This window comes from Viridibacillus sp. KH_047, assembly GCF_057838945.1.
In genome coordinates this window covers 3142332-3159022 of the sequence record NZ_CM174479.1, presented here as the reverse complement: position 1 = coordinate 3159022, position 16691 = coordinate 3142332, and the positions used below count along the sequence as shown (strand labels likewise).

17 protein-coding genes are annotated in these 16691 nt (G+C 38.2%); all 17 read left to right on the top strand.

Annotation, left to right across the window (positions count from 1 at the left end):
• The first annotated feature begins 20 nt into the window (after nt 1–20).
• The 17 genes from nusA to AC3IS5_RS15505 all read left to right on the top strand — a co-directional run bounded on the left by nusA (nt 21) and on the right by AC3IS5_RS15505 (nt 16574).
• A complete protein-coding gene (nusA, locus tag AC3IS5_RS15585; protein WP_489425226.1) occupies nt 21–1163 on the top strand; it encodes a transcription termination factor NusA in 1143 nt (380 codons plus the stop codon).
• An 83-nt stretch (nt 1164–1246) separates the two neighbouring features.
• The gene (rnpM, locus tag AC3IS5_RS15580; RefSeq protein ID WP_038184222.1) at nt 1247–1525 is read left to right on the top strand and encodes an RNase P modulator RnpM; all 279 of its coding nucleotides are present in this window, start codon (nt 1247–1249) and stop codon (nt 1523–1525) included.
• Nucleotides 1522–1833, top strand: a complete 312-nt coding sequence (locus AC3IS5_RS15575; RefSeq protein WP_489425225.1) for a YlxQ family RNA-binding protein — start codon at nt 1522–1524, stop codon at nt 1831–1833. The genes rnpM and AC3IS5_RS15575 overlap by 4 nt, the downstream gene beginning before the upstream one ends.
• A gap of 14 nt (nt 1834–1847) precedes the next feature.
• Nucleotides 1848–4292 (top strand): translation initiation factor IF-2, encoded by a 2445-nt coding sequence (gene infB, locus AC3IS5_RS15570; protein WP_489425224.1) that lies wholly within the window; start codon nt 1848–1850, stop codon nt 4290–4292.
• Nucleotides 4289–4567 (top strand): DUF503 domain-containing protein, encoded by a 279-nt coding sequence (locus AC3IS5_RS15565; protein WP_193738743.1) that lies wholly within the window; start codon nt 4289–4291, stop codon nt 4565–4567. The genes infB and AC3IS5_RS15565 overlap by 4 nt, the downstream gene beginning before the upstream one ends.
• A 19-nt stretch (nt 4568–4586) precedes the next feature.
• A complete protein-coding gene (gene rbfA, locus AC3IS5_RS15560) occupies nt 4587–4937 on the top strand; it encodes a 30S ribosome-binding factor RbfA (protein WP_053417430.1) in 351 nt (116 codons plus the stop codon).
• An 86-nt stretch (nt 4938–5023) separates the two neighbouring features.
• Nucleotides 5024–5938, top strand: coding sequence for a tRNA pseudouridine(55) synthase TruB (truB, locus tag AC3IS5_RS15555; RefSeq protein ID WP_489425223.1), 915 nt, complete (start codon nt 5024–5026; stop codon nt 5936–5938).
• Between the two features lie 15 nt (nt 5939–5953).
• Nucleotides 5954–6901, top strand: a complete 948-nt coding sequence (gene ribF / locus AC3IS5_RS15550; RefSeq protein WP_489427914.1) for a riboflavin biosynthesis protein RibF — start codon at nt 5954–5956, stop codon at nt 6899–6901.
• Nucleotides 6902–7058: 157 nt separating this feature from the next.
• Nucleotides 7059–7328, top strand: a complete 270-nt coding sequence (gene rpsO, locus AC3IS5_RS15545) for a 30S ribosomal protein S15 (protein WP_489425222.1) — start codon at nt 7059–7061, stop codon at nt 7326–7328.
• Nucleotides 7329–7510: 182 nt separating this feature from the next.
• Nucleotides 7511–9622: a polyribonucleotide nucleotidyltransferase gene (gene pnp / locus AC3IS5_RS15540; protein ID WP_489425221.1), complete on the top strand. Its 2112-nt coding sequence runs from the start codon at nt 7511–7513 to the stop codon at nt 9620–9622.
• 149 nt (nt 9623–9771) lie between these two features.
• Nucleotides 9772–11004 (top strand): M16 family metallopeptidase, encoded by a 1233-nt coding sequence (locus AC3IS5_RS15535; protein ID WP_489425220.1) that lies wholly within the window; start codon nt 9772–9774, stop codon nt 11002–11004.
• A gap of 101 nt (nt 11005–11105) precedes the next feature.
• On the top strand, nt 11106–11375 hold the full coding sequence (locus AC3IS5_RS15530; protein ID WP_489425219.1) for a YlmC/YmxH family sporulation protein: 270 nt from the start codon (nt 11106–11108) through the stop codon (nt 11373–11375).
• Nucleotides 11372–12187, top strand: a complete 816-nt coding sequence (locus tag AC3IS5_RS15525) for an NAD(P)-dependent oxidoreductase (protein WP_489425218.1) — start codon at nt 11372–11374, stop codon at nt 12185–12187. The genes AC3IS5_RS15530 and AC3IS5_RS15525 overlap by 4 nt, the downstream gene beginning before the upstream one ends.
• A complete protein-coding gene (locus AC3IS5_RS15520) occupies nt 12180–12767 on the top strand; it encodes a dipicolinate synthase subunit B (RefSeq protein ID WP_053417424.1) in 588 nt (195 codons plus the stop codon). Before AC3IS5_RS15525 ends, AC3IS5_RS15520 begins: the two co-directional genes overlap by 8 nt.
• 78 nt (nt 12768–12845) lie before the next feature.
• Nucleotides 12846–13886 (top strand): aspartate-semialdehyde dehydrogenase, encoded by a 1041-nt coding sequence (locus tag AC3IS5_RS15515; RefSeq protein WP_489425217.1) that lies wholly within the window; start codon nt 12846–12848, stop codon nt 13884–13886.
• Between the two features lie 13 nt (nt 13887–13899).
• A complete protein-coding gene (gene dapA / locus AC3IS5_RS15510; RefSeq protein ID WP_489425216.1) occupies nt 13900–14793 on the top strand; it encodes a 4-hydroxy-tetrahydrodipicolinate synthase in 894 nt (297 codons plus the stop codon).
• Nucleotides 14794–14906: 113 nt separating this feature from the next.
• On the top strand, nt 14907–16574 hold the full coding sequence (locus tag AC3IS5_RS15505) for a ribonuclease J (RefSeq protein WP_489425215.1): 1668 nt from the start codon (nt 14907–14909) through the stop codon (nt 16572–16574).
• Nucleotides 16575–16691 lie beyond the last annotated feature (117 nt).

Genomic DNA, 16691 nt, shown 5'->3' with positions numbered 1-16691 from the left:
TAGTAGGAGTGAAATAGACAATGAGTAAAGAATTGGTTGGTGCGTTAAATGCACTTGAAGCAAAAGGTATCTCTCGTGATATCATTATTGAAGCAATCGAGGCGGCACTTATTAATGCATATAAAAAGAATTACAACCAAGCGCAAAACGTACGTGTTGATTTAAACCTTGACCGCGGTACAATGCACTTGTATTCAAGAAAAGATGTAGTAGAGGTAGTAGAAGACGATCGCTTACAAATCTCTGTAGAAGATGCGCAAGTTATCAACCCTGCCTATGAGATCGGTGATATCGTGGAACAGGAAGAAACACCACGTAATTTCGGACGTATCGCTGCAACTACAGCGAAACAAATCGTTACTCAACGATTCCGTGAAGCAGAACGTGGCATTGTCTATGAAGAATATGTGGATCGCGAAGATGATATCGTAAATGGTGTTGTAGAGCGTTTAGACCCACGTAATATTTATGTTGGTTTAGGTAAAGTCGAAGCGGTATTACCACAAAATGAACAAATTCAAGGCGAGTCTTATGCACCTCACGATCGTATCAAAGTGTATATCACGAAAGTAGAACGTACTTCGCGTGGACCACAAGTATACGTATCACGTACTCACCCAGGTTTACTTCGTCGTTTATTTGAATTAGAAGTTCCTGAAATCTTCCAAGGTACAGTAGAAATTAAATCAATCGCTCGCGAAGCTGGCGATCGCTCTAAAATTTCTGTCTTTGCACATAATGAAGAAGTGGATCCAGTTGGTTCATGCGTAGGTACAAAAGGTGCCCGTGTACAAACAATTGTTAACGAACTAAACGGTGAGAAAATCGATATCGTTGAATGGTCAGAAGATCCTGTCGTATTTGTGGCAAACGCACTAAGTCCTTCAAAAGTTCTTGATGTGCAAGTTGACGAAGAAGAAAAATCAACTACAGTAGTAGTTCCTGATTATCAATTATCTTTAGCTATTGGTAAACGTGGTCAAAATGCTCGCCTTGCTGCGAAATTGACAGGCTGGAAGATTGATATTAAGAGTGAAACAGATGCAAGAGAATTAGGAATCTACCCAAGTCAATCTTCAACTGTTGTTTATGAGGAAGCTCAAGACGAAGAAGATGTAGATTATGACGTTGAGGTTGATTTATATAAAGACGACGAAGAATAAGTAAAGCATTTGGTCATATGAAAAGTCTTCTAATAGAACCAATATGGCCAAAAGTTCTTACGCTAAAAGGAAGGTGTGTTCTTATGTCGATAAACAGAAAAATTCCTTTAAGAAAATGTGTAGCAACTGGTGAAATGTTCCCTAAAAAAGAGATGATCCGTGTTGTTCGTTCTAAAGAAGGCGAAGTTTCCGTGGATGTTACAGGCAAGAAATCAGGTCGCGGCGCATATGTTTCAAAATCCGAAACAGCTGTTGCAGAAGCGAAAAAGAAAAATGTCCTGAAACATCAGTTAGAAGTGGAAATTCCTGAACAAGTATATGAAGACCTTTTAAAAGTCATTCGCAAGGAGACGTTAACATGACGCCACAGCAATCTATTTTAAATTTACTTGGATTGGCTGCCAGGGCTCGTAAAATCGTTTCAGGCGAAGAACAAGTTATTAAAGAAGTGCGCAATAATGGTGCGAAGCTTGTTATTTTAGCAACGGATGCATCGGCCAATACGCGCAAAAAAATGCAAGATAAATGTCATTCTTTCAACGTTGAGTTGCAGGAGTTCGGGACTAGATATGATCTCGGACATGCCACGGGGAAAGACGCACGGGTCTCATTAGCCATCGTGGATCACGGTTTTGCAAAAAAACTGTCCGAGCTTCTCAACGAAATCTAACCGGGGGTGAATACATGACAAAATTACGCGTCCATGAATATGCGAAACAAGTAAATAAGTCAAGTAAAGAAGTTATTGATCAGCTTTCAAAGCTACAAATAAACGTCACAAACCATATGTCTACGTTAGAAAAAGATGCAGTTAGCAAACTAGATGGTGTATTTAAAATGAAAATTAACGCACAATCATCTCAAGGACCAAAAAAAACTGAGCACCAAAACAGAGGACAACAAGGGAATCGTCCGAACGCTAGAAAAGAAGAAAAAGCACCACAAACTAGCGCTGCTCAACCAAAACAAAATACTAATCAAGGAAGTACTATGAATAACAATTCCACTTCAAAAAACAACTCAAACTCAAATTCAAACAATCGTTCTAACTCAAATGCAAGACCAAATACTAATTCAAGACCGAACTCAAACACAAGTTCAAGACCAAATTCGAATTCAAATACAAACACAAACTCAAGACCAAATACAGCTTCAAACAATAAACCAAATACGAATTCGAACACAAGAACTGGCTCGAATACAAACTCAAGCCAAAATCGTAATACAAATCGCGGCCCAGGTGGTCAATCCAACCAACAAGGTGGAAACCGTAACTTTAACCAAAGAAAAAAACCAGGTATTAATGGTGGGCAACGTCGTAAACACAGACCACAACCAGTTGTACCTGCAGTGAAAAAAGAATTACCAGAAAAAATCACTTTCTTCGAATCATTATCTGTAGGCGAATTAGCGAAAAAATTAGGCCGTGAACCATCTGAAATCATCAAAAAATTATTCATGCTTGGCGTTATGGCGACAATTAACCAAGAGCTTGAACAAGATGCTATCGAACTAATCTGTGCTGATTATGGTGTGGAAGTTGAAGAAGAAATTCGTATCGACGTAACAGACCTAGAAACTTACTTCGAGGGTGACCAGGAAGAAGTAAATACAAATGACATAACAGAACGTCCACCAGTTGTAACAATTATGGGTCACGTTGACCATGGTAAAACAACATTACTAGATTCAATTCGTAATACAAAAGTAACAGCTGGAGAAGCTGGCGGTATTACTCAACATATTGGTGCTTACCAAGTAGTCGTAAACGACAAGAAAATTACATTCCTAGATACACCTGGACACGCAGCCTTCACAACAATGCGTGCGCGTGGTGCTAGAATTACTGACTTAACAATTTTAGTAGTTGCTGCTGATGATGGTGTAATGCCTCAAACAGTTGAAGCAATCAACCATGCAAAAGCTGCGGAAGTTCCAATTATTGTTGCTGTAAACAAAATGGATAAACCAACAGCAAACCCTGATCGTGTAATGCAAGAGCTAACTGAGCATGGTCTAGTACCAGAAGCTTGGGGCGGCGAAACAATCTTTGTTCCAATCTCAGCATTAAAAGGAGATGGCATTGATTCATTACTTGAAATGGTATTGTTAGTATCAGAAGTAGGCGAATTAACAGCTGATCCAAAACGTAAAGCTATTGGTACTGTAATCGAAGCGCAACTTGATAAAGGTCGCGGTTCTGTTGCTACTTTATTAGTACAAAATGGTACTCTTAATATCGGTGATCCAATTGTAGTTGGCCACGCTTATGGTCGTGTTCGTGCAATGGTAAATGATATTGGACGTCGTGTGAAAACTGCAGGTCCTTCTACACCAGTTGAAATTACTGGATTAAGTGAAGTTCCTCAAGCTGGCGATCGTTTTGTAGTATTCGAAGATGAAAAAACGGCTCGTCAAGTAGGGGAAGCACGTGCAACGACTGCTATTCAAGCACAACGCTCTGAAAAACAACGAGTAACTCTTGATAATTTATTTGAACAAATGAGCCAAGGCGAAATGAAAGAATTAAACTTAATCGTTAAAGCTGACGTTCAAGGTACAGTAGAAGCAATGGCAGCTTCACTAATGAAGATCGATGTAGAAGGTGTAAATGTACGTATCATCCACACAGGTGCTGGTGCAATTACGGAATCTGATATTTCATTAGCAGCTGCATCAAATGCGATTGTCATTGGTTTCAATGTACGTCCAGATACTAATGCAAAACGCGCAGCTGAAGCTGAAGGCGTAGATATCCGTCTACACCGTGTTATTTATAAAGTAATTGAAGAAATCGAAGCTGCAATGAAAGGATTATTAGATCCTGAATTCCAAGAAAAAATAATCGGTTCAGCAGAAGTTCGTGAAACATTCAAAGTATCTAAAGTCGGCACAATTGCTGGTGGATACGTACTTGAAGGTAAGATTACGCGCGATAGTGGCGTTCGTGTTATCCGTGAGGGTATCGTTATTTTCGAAGGCGAATTAGACTCTTTAAAACGTTTCAAAGACGATGCTAAAGAAGTAGCTAAAGGTTATGAATGTGGATTTACAGTGAAAAACTTCAATGACATTAAAACAGAAGATGTAATTGAAGCATTCATCATGGAAGAAATTGTACGCAAATGATTGTCTACGCAGAGTGTGAATTCTTCATCCCTGCGGCCCATTCATTAAAAGAAAAACGTGCTGTCTTGCAACGTATGATTACCCGCACAAAACAGCGGTACAATGTTTCCATTGCAGAAATTGACCATCAAGATGTTTGGCAAAGAGCATTGCTCGCGATTGTTACTGTAGCTTCTTCTAAGGATGCAGCAGATCGTGAGCTCACCCGTGCTCTTCAACTTCTAGAGTCAAATCCCGAATGGGAACGACTAAACATACAAAGAGAGTACTTATAAAAATTGAGGTGAAACGATTATGAGTATGCGCGCGAACCGTGTTGCAGAACAAATGAAAAAGGAACTCGGCGATATTATCGTTCGTAAACTAAAAGACCCTCGTGTCGGATTTGTTACTGTAACAGATGTTGAAGTAACAGGTGACCTACAACAAGCGACAATTTATATTACTTGCTTAGGTACTGAGAGAGAGCGTCAGGACACATTAAAAGGACTTGAAAAAGCAAAAGGCTTTATTCGTTCTGAAATTGGTCAACGTATTCGTTTAAGAATTACACCAGAATTATTCTTTGAGTTCGACTCATCAGCAGAATATGGTAATAAAATTGACACGCTTTTACGTCAACTACATGAATCAAAAGATCAATAATTGAAACAAGCCTGCAAACCTTATTATTTGCAGGCTTTTTCTGTCTTTAAAATAAAATTTTTTATACTAAAAAGGAGTTGACACGAATGCAACATGGCATTCTTCCTCTATGGAAAGAACCGGGAATGACTTCTCACGATTGCGTATTTAAATTACGCAAAATATTGCAAACGAAAAAAGTAGGGCATACAGGTACACTAGACCCGGGTGTAGAAGGTGTTTTGCCGATTTGTATTGGCAATGCAACACGTCTAGCGGAATATTTGACAGACGCAGGTAAAACGTATGAGGCCGTTATTTCAATTGGTACTTCTACAACAACTGAAGATGCTGAAGGGGAGATAGTTGCGGAAGATAGTAGTGTTAAAACCATCTCCCGTGAACAATTATTACAGGTACTTGCTAACCTTACTGGAGAAATCTCACAAACACCTCCGATGTATTCTGCAGTAAAAGTAAACGGCAGGAAATTATATGAATATGCTAGACAAGGTCAGATCATAGAACGTCCATCTCGTAATGTTATGATCTATAGCTTGGAACTATTAGATGATGAATTGGTTTATGAAGGAGCTACAATCACTTTCCCAGTTCGCATTGCATGTAGTAAAGGGACGTATATTCGCACTTTAGCAGTACAAATAGGTGAAGAGTTAGGGTATCCTGCGCATATGGCCTCACTAGTTCGTACAGCTTCTGGGAATTTCAAGAAAGAAGATTGTGTCACAATTTCTGAATTACGTGAAATCGCTGAGGCGGGGGAATTGGAAAAAGTAATAATGCCAATTGAGCAAGCATTAACTAATTATCCAACTTTCCAAATTACTGAAGAGAATCATAAGCAAATTACAAATGGACAAGTACTTCCTATGCACCCATCACTAGAAGAACATGATAAAATAGTATTTGTAGAAAATGGGAGAGCGGTTGCTATTTATATTAAGCATCCAACAAAAGATGGGCTTATGAAGCCAGAAAAAATGTTCCCAGCAGTTGATTAGGAGGCAGTCTTTATGATGAAAGTAATTCAATTAATGTACCCTCACCAAATTAGTCATCCAAATATTGAAGGACCATATTCGCTTGCAATCGGCTTTTTTGATGGAGTGCATCGAGGTCATCAAGCGGTGATTGGGCATGCGAAAAAGCAAGCACACGATAAAAACTTGAAAACAGCTGTTATGACGTTTGATCCTCACCCTTCGATTGTATTAGGCCAAAGTAAAGAACAAGTATTTTATATTACACCAATAAAGCAAAAGCTAGATATCCTTGAAAGTATGGGAGTTGATACGGTATTCGTCGTACGCTTCACTTCGGATTTTGCTAAGCTTAGCCCTAGTAAATTTGTAGATATATTTATTCGTAATTTAAATGTAAAACATGTGACAGCAGGCTTCGACTTTACATTTGGTGCATTTGGTAAAGGAACGATGGAAGATATGGAGTCACTCAGCAATGAAGACTTTGGAGTTACTGTAATTGAAAAGCAAGTTCAAGAAGAGGAGAAAATTAGCTCTACTAGAATTCGCAAGTTGTTACAAATGGGTGAAATGGAAGTTGTTCATAGTCTACTAGGAAGACCATTCCAAATTCCAGGTATTGTCGTACATGGTGATAAACGCGGACGTCAGATTGGTTTTCCAACAGCAAATATTCAAGCGCATGAAGGAACGTTCATACCTGCGAATGGTGTTTATGCTGTAAGAATGCAAGTTCAAAATGAATGGTTTGATGGTGTTTGTAACGTGGGATATAAACCAACATTCAAAAACCCGGATGAAAAAAACTTATCAATAGAAGTACATATTATGGACTTCGACAAAAATATTTATGCTGAGGAAGTACAAATAGATTGGTATAAGTATTTAAGATCAGAACAAAAGTTTGATGGGATCGATGCGCTAAAAAGGCAAATCGAAATAGATAAGGCAACTGCAATGAAATATTTACGTGAACGTTAGATAATAGTTGATTCTATTAGGCGCTTATGTTACTATTTCATAAGTGAGTTGCTCTAAATGAAGTATTTCATTTGCAACCACTGAACCATTGCTTGGCTTGCGAATCACCAACGTTTGCTCAGCATTTGGGGATATTTCAATTTAGGAGGTGAATAGGATGGCACTAACACAAGAACGCAAAAACGAAATCATTGCTGAATACCGTATACACGAAAGTGATACTGGTTCACCAGAAGTTCAAATCGCTATCCTTACGGAAGAGATTAACAGCTTAAATGAGCACTTACGTACTCATAAAAAAGACCACCATTCTCGTCGCGGTTTATTCAAAATGGTTGGACGTCGTCGTAACTTATTAAAATATTTACGTGAAAATGACGTACCACGCTACCGTGAAATCATTACTAAACTCGGCTTACGTCGATAACATGCAATTTTGTGAAAGCGGGCTTGTCCCGCTTTTTCTTTATGCTTCAATAAACTAACCTCCTACAACAATTTGAATATAAAGAATTGAAATGTTTCGCATAAGCCTCCCTTTTTTGATAAACTAATAGTACTACATAAATACATGAATAGATGTTTTCTTTGAGAGAGGAGTTCAAATAAATGAACGAAAAAAAGGTTTATACCTATGAATGGGCCGGACGACCTTTACAAATCGAAGTAGGTCAGCTCGCAAAGCAAGCTAATGGATCGGTATTAGTACGTTATGGAGAAACGGTTGTACTATCAAATGCAACAGCTTCAAAACACCCAAAACCATTAGACTTCTTCCCATTAACAGTTAACTATGAAGAAAAATTATATGCAGTTGGTAAGATCCCTGGAGGGTTTATCAAACGTGAAGGACGTCCTTCTGAAAAAGCGGTATTAACATCTCGTTTAATCGACCGTCCAATCCGTCCATTATTCCCAGATGGCTTCCGTAATGAAGTACAAGTAATCTCTATGGTTATGTCTGCAGATCAAGATTGCCCTTCAGAAATGGCAGCTATGCTCGGATCATCACTTGCACTAATGGTTTCTGATATTCCATTTGACGGACCAATCGCTGGTGTCCAAGTTGGGCTTGTTGATGATGAATTTATCGTAAACCCAACAGTTGCACAATGGGAAAAATCAACAATTAATTTAATAGTTGCTGGTACAAAAGATGCGATTAACATGGTTGAAGCAGGCGCTTTGGAAGTTCCTGAAGAAAAAATGTTAGAAGCTATTATGTTCGGTCACGAAGAAATTAAAAAAATTATTGCTTTCCAAGAAACAATTGCTGCTGAAGTTGGCAAGGAAAAAATGGAAGTTATATTACATGGCATTAATGAAGAATTATACGCTGAAATTAATGCAGAATTCGGAACTAAGATGGTTGCTGCTATCCAAACTTATGAAAAGCATGCTCGTGAAGAAGCAATTAATGCTGTAAAAGCTGATGTTGTTGCTAAATACGAAGAAGCTGAAGCCGATGAAGCAACTTTAAAACAAGTTGGCGAAATTCTAGATAAAATGGTGAAAGAAGAAGTACGCCGTTTAATCACAGAAGATAAAATTCGTCCAGATGGTCGTAAATTAGATGAAATTCGTCCTTTATCTTCAGAAGTAAGTTTACTTCCAAGAGCACATGGCTCTGGTTTGTTCACACGTGGACAAACTCAAGCACTTTCAGTTTGTACTTTAGGCGCACTAGGCGATGTTCAAATTATTGATGGCTTAGGTGTTGAAGAGTCTAAACGCTTCATGCATCATTATAATTTCCCTCAATTCTCAGTAGGGGAAACTGGACCGATTCGTGGACCAGGCCGTCGTGAAATCGGACATGGTGCATTAGGAGAACGTGCTTTAGAAGCAGTAATTCCAAATGAAAAAGACTTCCCATACACAATCCGTTGCGTATCAGAAGTTTTAGAATCTAATGGTTCTACTTCACAAGCAAGTATTTGCGCTTCAACTCTAGCAATGATGGATGCAGGTGTTCCTCTTAAAGCACCGGTTGCAGGTATTGCGATGGGTCTTATTAAAAAAGATGAACATTATTCAATTTTAACTGATATTCAAGGAATGGAAGATCACCTTGGCGATATGGACTTCAAAGTAGCAGGTACTGCAAAAGGTGTTACTGCACTTCAAATGGATATTAAAATTGATGGTCTATCTAACCAGATTTTAGAAGAAGCGTTAACACAAGCGAAAATTGGTCGTATGCATATACTTGAGTCTATGCTTGCAACTATGCCAGAAAGACGTGACCACCTTTCAAAATATGCTCCGAAAATTATCATGGTTAAAATTAACCCAGATAAAATTCGCGACGTTATCGGACCTGGTGGTAAACAAATCAATAAAATTATCGAAGAAACTGGCGTGAAAATTGATACCGAACAAGACGGTACAATTTACATCTCTTCAGTTGATGAAGCAATGAACGCACGTGCAAAAGAAATCATTGAAAATATCGTACGTGAAGCAGTTGTAGGCGAGTATTACATGGGTAAAGTAAAACGTATCGAAAAATTCGGTGCATTTGTTCAAATCTTCCCAGGTAAAGACGGTTTACTACACATTTCTGAAATTCAAGAAGAGCGTACTAAAGCGGTAGAAGATGTTCTTAAATTAGAAGATGAACTACTTGTTAAAGTCATCGAAATCGATAACCAAGGTCGCGTGAACCTTTCTCGTAAAGTAGTATTGAAAGAAGAAAAAGAACGCGCAGAGCAAAAGTAATCTGAGGACGTCCGAAATAGGGAATTCCAATTCAATACTTTTCGCTCACAACTTAAGTGTCTAAACATCATAAATGTTAAAATTATTGAGGTCGTCCGTTTCCAGCAAAACGGCGACCTCTTTTGCTTGTATTATAAGGAGGAAACTATTTGGTTACAAAACATATTTGTGCTAATGGAGTACGCATCGTTGCGGAAGATATACCGCATGTACGTTCAGTAGCAATGGGGATTTGGGTAAATGTAGGTTCTCGATACGAACAACCGCATGAAAATGGAATGACACACTTCATTGAGCATATGCTTTTTAAAGGGACAGAAAAACGTTCGGCAAAAGATATAGCTGAACAATTTGATCGTATTGGAGGGCAACTCAATGCCTTCACTTCAAAGGAGAATACATGTTATTATGCAGTTGTTTTAGATCATCATGCAGAAAAAGCAATTGAGATACTGTCTGATATGTTCTTTCATTCCAAATTTAGTCCTGAAGATATTGACAAGGAAAGACAAGTGATATTAGAAGAAATTGCAATGACTGAAGATGCACCTGACGATGATGTAGATGAAAGATTATGGCAGGCAATGTTTCCAAATAACGCATTAGGTTCGCCGATACTAGGAACAACAGAAACATTACAAACGTTTAATCGTGAAAATCTTCTGGCATATATGCACAAGCATTATCGTCCCGAACAAGTAGTAGTTTCAATTGCGGGTCATTTGTCACCAACGTTAATTCAAACGATTGAGAGATTATTCAATCAATTCCCAACAACAACATCATATGAGCCTACAATTTTCACTTCACCAACATTTGTTCCAGCGAAAATCGAAAAGAAGAGTCAAGTAGAACAGTCACATTTGGCATTGGGCTATCCGGGGTTAAGTATGCAAGCACCTAATCTATTAAGCTTAGTTGTATTAAATAGTGTGCTGGGTGATTCTATGTCTTCTCGTTTATTTCAAGAAGTAAGAGAGGAAAAAGCACTTGCTTATTCCGTCTACTCCTATTATTCTGCGTATCAAGATGCCGGTGCATTTGTGATTTATGCTGGCACTTCGCCACATCAGCTACCTGTGTTGCAGCAAACAATTACTCATTCCATCGATACGATATGCCGAGAAGGTATTACTGAAAAAGAATTACTATTTGCAAAAGAACAACTTGAAAGTAATTTACTTCTTGGATTAGAAACAGCATATGATTTTATGAGTCGCAATGCTAAAAACGAACTTGTATTTGGTTATGATCGTACAATTGAAAAAGCACTAGCAGAACTCAAACAAGTAACTGTACAATCAGTAAATCAAATTATTAATGACCATTTAAAACAACCATTTGCAAGTTCCATCATTACACCAGCTAAGGGAAGCAACTAACGCCCTTAGCTTTTCTTTTGTTCTTTTTTCCTTGAAGCAAAAAATCACTAAAAACAGGGCAAAAGCATATACATAATATACATGCGAAAAGGAGGGGAAGCATGCTCTTATCAGAGTTAGCTGAAAAAGAATTAATTCAAATGAATGATGGCATACGTTTTGGTATTTTGGCTGAGACCGAGTGTTTACTTGACCCAAAAACAGGTCAAATTTTTGGTTTTGAAATGATTCATAGAGGGCCTCGAATTCCATTTAAAGCAAAATCACCAAAAATGCAAGAATATATCCCATGGGATGAAATTGTTCTCATTGGGGAAGATCGAATTCTATTTAATCAAGTAAAGCCAATGAATTCGGGGTTAACAGAATGACCGATGAAAGATGGCTACTTATAGGAACGGACGCACGTTTTAAAAAGCTTGCAGTACAACTTTCAAAACCTAATCGAACCGTTGTGTACAAATATACTGATGAGTGGAATGAAGAGCTTTTAATGTTGAGCAAAAAGCTTCAACCAAATCGCATTGTTTTACCTATTCACCCACCTAAATGGTCAGCAGATATGAATAGTTTTTTTAGTGTGGCAGAGAATGCAATGTTGTTTGTTGGAAGAACGACTCCAGACTTTAAACAACAGTTATCTACTACCCAAACTGTTTACTACCTAGAAGACGAACAATTTATATGGCAAAATGCGAAGCTCACTGCAGAAGGGATGCTCAGATCATTCTACGATCATGAACAAAGATCAATGGATGGGCAATATTTAGTTATTACAGGATTTGGAAGAGTCGCAAAGATGACTGCTGCATTATGTAGAGACCTAGGTGCTACAATCCATGTTATGGCACGGTCAGCAACTCAAATATATGAAGCCGAAGCTTTTGGTTATAAAGCTTCTGTTTTGGCGCCTGAGGCTTTTGAAAGTAAATCCGACTATATCATTAACACAATCCCCGTAAAGTGGCTTACAAGCGCTTTTAGCGAGAAGTTACAATCATCTACTACTGTGTTTGATTTAGCATCAGCTCCAGGATGTCTGGCGTTTGAAGAACAACCTGATTTTGACTATATACAATTACCAGCATTGCCCGGGAAATTTTTCCCCCAAGATGCTGCAGATTTACTAATTCAAACGATTGAACTGCATAATGCAAAATATAAGGAGGAACATCATGCTTGATGGGAAGCGCATCGGCTTTGGCATAACTGCATCACATTGTACGTATGAAGAAGTTGTACCGAAAATCAAACATCTCAGAGATGAAGGCGCAACAGTGGTGCCTATTATTACCCACTCAGTATTGCATGCGGCAACCAGATTTGGTACAGGGGAAGAGTGGATTGCGAAAATAGAGGAAGTTGCAGGTCATGAAGTGATTAAGACAATGGCGGATGCAGAGCCACTTGGTCCGAGGAATCCACTAGATTGTATGGTGATTGCACCGATGACAGGGAACTCACTCAGTAAATTTGCTAATGCGGCAACAGAATCACCAGTTCTAATGGCAGCGAAAGCGACACTACGTAACGGTAGCCCAGTTGTCATCGGCGTTTCTACGAATGACGCTTTGGGGTTAAATGGAATGAATCTCATGAAACTCCTAAATACGAAGAATATTTTCTTTATACCATTTGGGCAAGACGACCCATATAAGAAGCCAAATTCATTAATTTCCGATTTTACTAAAATAAATGAAACAGTAATAAATGCGTTAGAAAAGAAACAATTTCAACCATTATTGATTCAATATACTAAATAATTTAATTTTTATACACAATTATGAAGAATTATGATACAATAGCGCCATTATCAATGTTGAGTTGAGGAGAGATGTATGATGACTAAGCAATATACAGTAGCTGTCGTAGGTGCTACAGGAGCAGTAGGGACAAAAATGATGGAGCAGCTTGCTAAGCGTAAGTTTCCGATTGGTAAGATTAAATTATTAGCTTCCAAAAAATCTGCTGGAAAAGATATTACATTTAACGGTCAGTCATACACGATTGAGGAAGCAACACCTGAAGCATTTGAAGGTGTAGATATTGCGCTATTCAGTGCAGGTGGTGCTGTATCAAAAGTGTTAGCACCAGAAGCAGCAAAACGTGGTGCTGTTGCAATTGATAACACAAGCGCTTTCCGAATGGATCCAGAAGTACCGCTTGTTGTACCTGAAGTAAACCCGGGTGATTTGTCTAAACACAAAGGGATTATTGCCAATCCAAACTGTTCAACAATTCAAATGGTCGCAGCATTAGAACCAATTAAAAAAGCATTTGGTTTATCAAATGTAATCGTATCTACATATCAAGCAGTATCTGGTTCAGGTATAAATGCCATTGAAGAGCTTAAAACACAAAGTGGTGAGTGGGAAAAAGGTAAAGAAGTAGAAGCAAATGTATTACCAGTTAAAAGCGATAAAAAACATTATCCAATCGCTAGAAACGTTATTCCACAAATTGATGTCTTCACTGAAAATGGCTTCACATACGAAGAGATGAAAATGATTAATGAAACGAAGAAAATTATGCATATGCCAGAGCTTCCAGTCGCAGCAACTTGTGTTCGTGTACCAGTTGTATCAGGACACTCTGAATCTGTTTATATTGAAGTAGAAAAAGATAATGTGTCAGTCGAAGATGTAAAGAAGGTACTTGAAAACGCATCTGGTATTTTACTAGTTGACGATATTACAGCGCAAGGTTATCCAATGCCAATCTATGCAGAAGGCGAAGATGAAGTATTTGTGGGCCGTATTCGCAAAGATTTAGCGAAGGATAATGGCTTCCATTTATGGATTGTTGCTGACAACCTATTAAAAGGTGCGGCACTTAATTCTATCCAAATCGCAGAAGCTTTGATTGATGAAGGCATAATCTAAGGGGGCGTCACTTATGAACATAGGGAATGTAGCAACAGCATTGATTACACCATTTCACGAAGATGGCTCTATCCATTATGAAATGGTGGCAAAAGTAGTCGAACATCTAATTGCAACAGGGACTGATTCAATTGTTGTTTGTGGTACAACTGGAGAATCACCAACATTAACACATGAAGAGAAAATGCATCTTATCCAGTTTGTTGTTGAAACAGTACGTAAACGTGTTCCAGTAATTGCTGGTACAGGAAGTAATAATACGGCGGAATCGATTCAAGCAACAAAAGAAGCAGAGGCAGCTGGTGTTGATGGCGTTATGCTTGTGACACCATATTATAATAAGCCTAGCCAACGCGGTATGTATGCTCACTTTGTAGCGATTGCTAAAGAAACAACGTTACCGGTTATGCTTTACAATATTCCAGGACGTTCAATAGTAAATCTACTACCTGAAACGATTCTAGAATTGAGTAAAATATCAAATATTCAAATTGTGAAAGAAGCAAGTGGTAGTCTTGATCAAATGACAGAAATTCTAGCAGGTGCACCTACTGGTTTCAAAGTTTACTCGGGTGATGATGGTTTAACTTTACCACTTTTAGCAGTTGGGGGTTCTGGTATCATTTCTGTAGCAGCACATGTTGTTGGTGAAGATATGCAGAAAATGATCCGAGCATTTAAAGACGGGCGCCATGAAGATGCAGCGTTTATACATCAAGCGTTACTACCTTTAATTCGTGCTTTGTTCGCAACTCCGAATCCAACGGCAGTTAAATATGCTCTTAGTAAATTAAATATTTCATCTGAAACAGTTAGGTTGCCGTTAGTGGAGCTGACTGAACAAGAAAAAGCACATTTTGATATAGTTTGGGAACATTATCTAGCAAAACAAAAACAGTTCCAATAAAAAAATGGAATGGGTGATAAAACCCATTCTTTTTTTGTTTGTGAAAACGGTCTACTACCGATATAATAAAAACAAGTGGATGCTGTTCGGGATTATTTTTAGGAGGAAAACAAGTGGTTAAAACAAAAAATGAAGTAATACGAGTAATACCTCTAGGTGGGGTTAGTGAAATCGGCAAAGCAATGTATGTCGTAGAAATTGATGACGAGATATTTGTAGTCGATAGTGGACTAATGTTCCCAGAGGATGAAATGCTAGGAATTGATTTTGTTATTCCAGACATTTCATATTTAGAAGAAAACAAAACAAGAGTAAAAGGAATCTTCTTAACGCATGGTCATGAAGATGCAATTGGCTCAATTGCGTACCTATTACAAAAAGTCAATGCACCAGTGTATGGTTCAAAACTTACAATTGCTTTAGCGAAAGAACATTTAAAAGAATTGCCCGCTCCACAACAAGTAAAATTCTTTGAAGTGACAAGCAAAAGTCGTATGAATTTCCAAACGACGTATGTGACATTTTTCCATACAACGCATAGTATTCCAGATTCACTTGGAGTTGCATTCCATACATCGGAAGGTGCAATCGTACACACTGGCGAATTTAAATTTGACCAATCAGCACAAGGTAAGTACAAGCCAGATATCGCTAAAATGGCTGGACTTGGTGAAGAGGGTGTCTTCATCTTAATGTCTGATTCAACAGAAGCAGAACGCCCAGGATATACAATCTCAGAATCAATTATCCGTGAAAGATTATCAAAAACATTCCATCGTGCTGAAGGAAGAATCCTTGTAGCACTTTATGCATCAAATTTCATACGTATTCAACAAGTATTCGATCAAGCGGCAGCATCAAATCGTAAAATTGCTGTTGTAGGTCGTAGTTTAGAAAATGTTTTTGAAGTTGGTATGCGTTTGGGTTATCTTTCTGTAGATCCAGAAAGAATTATTCCAGTAAGTAAAATCAATGATTACCCTGAAAATGAAATTGTCGCAATTGTAACGGGTAATCAAGGCGAGCCTTTAGAAGGTCTTGAGAAAATTATTCGTAAGCATCATCGTGATATTCGAATTAAACCTACTGATACTGTTTTGATTACTTTCACACCTTCTCCAGGTATGGAAGTACAAATTGCTGAAACAATGAATAGCCTTGCTAAAGCAGGAGCGAAAGTAATGTCAGCCGATAAAAAGGTACATGTATCTGGACATGGTTCGCAAGAAGACCTTAAATTAATGCTTAATCTTATGAAACCAAAGTACTTTATTCCTATTCAAGGGGAATATCGTATGTTAATAGCACACTCTAAACTTGCACAAGAAACAGGTCTATCGAAAGCGCAAATTTTCATCGCTGATAAAGGTGATATTGTAGAATACAAAAACGGAAAAATGCGTATGAGCGGCCGTGTAACTGCTGGTAATGTTTTAATAGACGGCATCGGTGTTGGTGATGTAGGTAACATCGTTTTACGCGATCGTAAATTATTAAGTCAAGATGGTATCTTTATTGTTGTTGTTACTATTGACCGTCAACACAAGAAAATTGCTTCAGGTCCGGAAATTTTATCTAGAGGATTCGTATATGTTCGTGAATCAGAAGAACTAATGGAAGAGTCTGCAGCACTAGTGAAGAATGTTGTCGAAAAGTATGTGAATAAAGGTACGTATGAATGGACAAACATTAAACAAGAAATCCGTGATACGCTAAATTCCTATTTATTCCAAAAAACGAAGCGCCGCCCAATGATCATCCCGATTATTATGGAATATTAATGCGTAGCGGATACAAAGGATTTCCTAGCCGATTTATGGTGGGAAATCCTTTTTTCCTTTAAAAGAGAAAGGCAGGTCAGGAAATTGGCTACAAAAAAGAAAAAAGAAACAAAACCT